This is a genomic window from Arthrobacter sp. I3 (genome assembly GCF_000520575.1).
GTDB lineage: Bacteria > Actinomycetota > Actinomycetes > Actinomycetales > Micrococcaceae > Arthrobacter > Arthrobacter humicola_A.
Map to the genome: position 1 here is coordinate 1 of NZ_KI914966.1, position 4,811 is coordinate 4,811.

6 protein-coding genes and 1 pseudogene are annotated in these 4,811 nt (G+C 63.4%); 2 read left to right on the forward strand and 5 right to left on the reverse strand.

Translation table 11 applies throughout. From position 1 onward, the window contains the following. From Y706_RS26905 to Y706_RS0120895, 3 genes are all read right to left on the reverse strand, one after another. A partial coding sequence (locus tag Y706_RS26905; RefSeq protein ID WP_084476305.1) for an ABC transporter permease occupies positions 1-944 on the reverse strand: 944 nt, incomplete at its 3' end. Positions 945-948: 4 nt separating this feature from the next. Continuing rightward, complete coding sequence (locus Y706_RS0120890; protein WP_028278107.1) at positions 949-1,881, reverse strand: ABC transporter ATP-binding protein; 933 nt, start codon at positions 1,879-1,881, stop codon at positions 949-951. 106 nt (positions 1,882-1,987) lie between these two features. Beyond that, on the reverse strand, positions 1,988-2,710 hold the full coding sequence (locus tag Y706_RS0120895; RefSeq protein ID WP_156945217.1) for an HNH endonuclease family protein: 723 nt from the start codon (positions 2,708-2,710) through the stop codon (positions 1,988-1,990). 640 nt (positions 2,711-3,350) lie between these two features. Between Y706_RS0120895 and Y706_RS0120900 the strand changes: the two genes are divergently transcribed. Then, positions 3,351-3,668: a hypothetical protein gene (locus tag Y706_RS0120900; protein WP_028278109.1), complete on the forward strand. Its 318-nt coding sequence runs from the start codon at positions 3,351-3,353 to the stop codon at positions 3,666-3,668. Between the two features lie 142 nt (positions 3,669-3,810). After that, positions 3,811-4,065 (forward strand): helix-turn-helix domain-containing protein, encoded by a 255-nt coding sequence (locus Y706_RS30615; protein WP_028278110.1) that lies wholly within the window; start codon positions 3,811-3,813, stop codon positions 4,063-4,065. A gap of 274 nt (positions 4,066-4,339) precedes the next feature. Here Y706_RS30615 and Y706_RS30620 read toward each other — a convergent pair whose 3' ends face one another. Next, positions 4,340-4,474, reverse strand: a complete 135-nt coding sequence (locus Y706_RS30620) for a hypothetical protein (RefSeq protein WP_275450895.1) — start codon at positions 4,472-4,474, stop codon at positions 4,340-4,342. A 28-nt stretch (positions 4,475-4,502) separates the two neighbouring features. Then, positions 4,503-4,811, reverse strand: a pseudogene (locus Y706_RS29880) (hypothetical protein); the annotation flags it as partial.

Here is a 4,811-nt window from a genome sequence, read left to right on the forward strand (position 1 = left end):
GTGAAGACGGTGAACCCGCCCAGCAGCAGCAGTGCCCCGACCAGCATGGTGCCGGGCTCGAAGCTCAGGGTCGACAGGTCCAGGTCGGGCATGGCGAGTTTGTCGCGGAAGAAGGCGTAGCCGACGGCGATGGGGGTGAGGAAGACCAGGATCTGGACCAGGCCGACCATGAACAGGGCGATGACCTTGCCGATGATCAGGGTGGTCGGGTTCAGCGTGGTGAGGATCATTTCGGTGACCCGGTTTTCTTTCTCTTCCAGGGTGCTGTTGAGCATCTGGTTGGAGAGCAGAATGATCGAGACGTAGAAGATCAGCAGGAACATCAGCGGCGGGACGGCGGATCCGAAGCCGCCGGCGGGCTGGCCGTCCTTGAAGGTCTGGGATTCGGTCTTGACGTCGCCGCTGGCCGCGGCCATCAGTTGCGGGGAGCCGATCGTGGCCTGGGCCGAGGCGGTGAGGAGCTGTTTGGCGACGGCGTCGTATTTGCCGTTGTCGAAGATCCCCTGATCCTGCCCGTAGACCTTGACCGGCTGGGTGGCGATGTCGGCGGGGTAGGCGAAGTAGGCGTCGGTTGCCCCGTCTTTGACGTCCTGCAGCGCTTTGTCCGGGTCGCTGGCCTGCCGGCCGCCCATGGCGGTGGCGATCGCCGGGGTGATGAGTCCGGAGGCGTCGGTGTAGGTGAAGGACAGGGCCGCGGTCTTCTGCGCGTCGGCGCTGGCGGCGGTGGAGGAGTTGCTGAGGTAGATGAGCGCGAACACGATCGCCATCACTACCGGGATGGCCAGGGTGGCGATCCAGAAGCGGCGTTTTTTCACGGTGCGGGTGAATTCGAACCCGACGACGGTGCCGAGGTTGTGACCGGCGAAGGGGCGCTTCGGCGTGGGCGGCGGGGTGGCCGGTGTCGGGGCGGGGGAGGGGAGCTGGGTGGAGGTTTTCTGTGTCATGGGGTTATGCCTCCGCCATGTCGTGGGTGTCGCCGTAGACCTTGATGAAGACCTCGTCCAGGGACGTCCTCGCGGTGGTGAAGGACTTCACGGCCACGCCGTGGCCGATGAGCTCGCGCAGGACGGCGGCTTCGTCCCCGCCGGGGTTGGGGGAGAGCTCGGCGTGCCCGCCGCCGGCACTGACGATGTCATACAGGGCTGAGGAGGGCAGGGTGCCGGTGTAGGTGAGCCGGTAGACGGTGCCGCCGAACTGTTCCTGGACTTCGGAGACGGTGCCGTAGGCGCGGGCGGTTCCGTCTTTGAGCAGGATGACCCGGTCACAGAGCCGTTCGACCTCTTCCATCTGGTGGGTGACCATGATGACGGTCGCGCCGGCGAGTTTCTGGTCTTCGATGATGTCCATGAGCAGGCGCCGGTTGACCGGGTCGAAGCCCTTGGTCGGTTCGTCCAGGATCAGCAGTTCGGGGTCGTTCATGATGGTCACGCCGAGCTGGATTTTCTGCTGCTGCCCGCCGGAGAGCTTATCCAGCCGGGTCGTGGCCTTATCGGCCAGGTCGACCCGTTCCAGGTAGTCCCGGGACCAGATTTTGGCCCGGGTTTTGTCCAGGCCTTTGAGCCGGCCGAAGTAGACCATCACGTCCAGGACAGACTCTTTCTTGTAGAGGCCGCGTTCTTCGGGCAGGTAGCCGAGGCGGGCCCCGTCCTGCGGGGCGAAGGGTTTGCCGCCGACGTGGAGGGTCCCGGCGGTCGGCTGGTAGATCCCCAGCAGCGCCCGGAGCGTTGTGGTTTTCCCGGAGCCGTTGCTGCCCAGGAACCCGAAGGTTTCCCCCGCGCAGACGTCGAAGGAGAGGTCTTTGATGACCGTCGTGTCCCCGAAGTCCATCCGGAAGTCTTTGATGTGTACCAGCGGCTCCGCGGCCGCGTCCCCCAGTGTCATGGCACCACTGTAACCGGCCTGCCGCCGGTGACGGCGGCGATTGTGCAACGGCCTGTTGCACAATCACGGATCATCGGCGGAGCCGCGGGGAAGGCCGTCTGACGACTTAGGCGCGGGTAACGGTGAGTGTGATGTTGGGGCAGGAGTCTGCGTAGCGGATCAGTGCCGCTTTCTCGGTGCTGTCGACGCGCAGGCCCCAGCGGATCTTCACCGCCACCCACTGGCCGATGTACGCGCAGCGGTTCTGCGGCGGCATCCACGCCTCCGGGCCGCTGGCCTGCTTTGAGGAGTTCAGTGCGGACGTCTGGGCGCTGAGCGTGCGGGTGTCGCCGAGGTCGTTGTAGTAGGCCACGCGCCGGGCCTGGGACCAGTGCCTGGCCCCGGATCCCCAGGCTTCATGGACCGGGACCGTGTGGTCGATCTGCACTGTCGACGCTGAGGTGTGAACGCGGTTGTCCCACGAGGTCACCCAGCGTCCCGTGCTGGCCGTGCAGCCGCGGCTGGTAAAGGACACGGCGGCTTTGGACTCCTGGATGAGGACTTCCTGGCGCGTGTTCTGGCAATCCCCGTTGGTATCCCGCCAGACGCCGAAATAGCGGTCCCGGTCATAGCCGGTATTGACCTCGGCCGCGACGACGAGTCCGCGTACGGCGGTGCGCAGCGGGGCCTTGTATACGGTTGCTGCTTCGGCGGGTACGGCAAGGCCTGTCAGCAGCAGGCCAGCCACGACCACCGATGCACTGAGCGCCCGCCGCAGCGTAGACAATCGCCTGGATTTCAGTCCCGGCAGGGCCGCGGTGCGGACGTGGCTGGAGCGATGGACCTTCATGGTTCCCCCATACTCAATGAAAGTGACGCCCTAGGACGGCGTGAAGCAATAGTCGCACACCCCACCGACAGTCCTGGCGCCTTCGCAGTCATAGGAAGCAATCGCCCGGAGTGCGAGAAGGACCGCCGATTATGGGACGTCGGGTTTTCTCCGCGGTCCAGAGTCAGTGGGCGCTGCAATATTCCTCATCACGCGGGTCGACCTGGATTACATGGTGCAGACGCTCAATATCGGCCCACTCGGCATTCGCCCGAACGGGAAGCAGGTCAAGTGGTGATGACGGAGTTCCACCTGCACGCACGGTGGCACACCTCAAGCCAACGTGGTGACTGATTGCAGACACGCTCAATGTCAGCGTGTCGACTCTCGCTCGAACCCTGGGGCCGGCACTCGAATTGGGCTTAGTCATTTTCCCTTTGAGGGCCCAAGAATGGGCCACCTTTAGACTTGAAATTGAGGTTGAGCGGTCGGCAGACTTCCTGCTCACCTGACCGGCGGTCAGGGTGGGCCTCTTGAGAGCCACCTCCCCTGGATGCCTTGAGGCGATCCTGGCACGCGCGCTGGCTAGCACCGTGATTCCCGGCGGGGTCCGAAATTGCCTGTAATCTTGCGAAGTCATTCGCACTAATCAAGGGGAATTATGCAGTTCGAACCGTCCGCCGGGTTCTTTTCTGGCGGTGTCGTCCTGTCGATCATTGGCTCGGTCATTGGCTTGCTTGCCATCACGACGTTGATTTCTTACAGCTCTAGCTATTACGGCCCCAGCAGCGGTGCCATTACCTTCACCTTCGTTGGGTGGGCAGCGGCACTCGTAGGCAACATCCTGGTATGTGTGGGCATCACCCGTGCCTTGACGAAAATCGATGCGTTGCCCATTCATATGGCCGTCGGGCCGCAGGCTGTCACCGTCCCGGCGCTGCCAGTGTCGCCGCCTGCGTCAGCACCCTCTGACGTCTAACACCGCGGGAAACCCCATCACATCTTGTTGGATGTGATGGGGTTTTTCTCTGCCGCCCGTCAGAACTTCGGGGTTAGGCGTTGGCCTTGGCTGCGGCCCCCGCTGCCCGGCGGAGGGCTGCCGTCGTGGTTATGGTTGTCAGGTGAGTGAGACTGAGCGACCAAAGCAGCCGAGGTTCTTGACGATTGAGCAGGTAGCCGAAGAGCTATGCGTTGGCCTGCCAACAGTGCGGATGTTGTTGAAGACTGGCGAACTGCGAGGGATCCAGATTGGCGGCAAGGGGCTGTGGCGTGTAGCTGCCGCTGACCTTGAACAGTACATCGAGCAGGCATACCGGGTTACTGCTGAGCGGATCGTCGCCGGTGAAGTACCCGACGAAGATGCGGGGACCGCGTGAACGAGTGGAGCGTTGCATTGGTGTGACTCGCGGGAGCCCTCCTCGGGCCATCGTTGGATTGCTGGGACTAAGGTGGCAGCACTCAGCTGAGAGGCAACACGAAGTCAAGCAAAAGTGTGCGGCGCTGATCTTTTTCGGAGAGCCAGTCCGACAAGAGCTGGAGAAGCCGAAGCCGTTCCGAAAAGGTGTTCCCGTCGGCGAGGTGAGCCCATGGCCCGAGAGCCCTGTGGAGGATTGGCACCACGAGATGACAGCCATACTGAGGTTCCTTGAGCTAGCGGCCCAGCAGGCAAGTCGTCAGGGTGATTTCAGCGCCGGCGTGTTCCATCAGGTGCTCGAACAATCTCGAGGGCTGCCGGGCATCCGCGATCAGATAGCTTCGCCCCGCGCAGGGATCCCGGAAGGTCATGCATCTGGGCAAACTACGGCTTCTTTGTCTAGGAGAACGAGCTTCGCGGGCGCAGGTCGCCATCGAAAAGCCATCGCCCGTACAGCAGTAACAAGTGCTGTCGTGGCAGCACGTCCAAGGTCGCTTGGAGCAAGTTGTCGTGTTGATCGTAGGCCGCCGCAAGTTGAGCGTTGAGTTGTTCGACCTGTGCCTGGCGTGCCGCCACGTGGGCTTCAGCGGCTTCCTTCTCCAGACGCTTTCGGTCGGCTTCCGACGCGCGTTGCCCTTTGATCGGCTTTCCAGGCCTACTCGGCGCTGCGTGCGGCTGCCGCCTGCGCACGGGCAGCAGCTCGCTGGC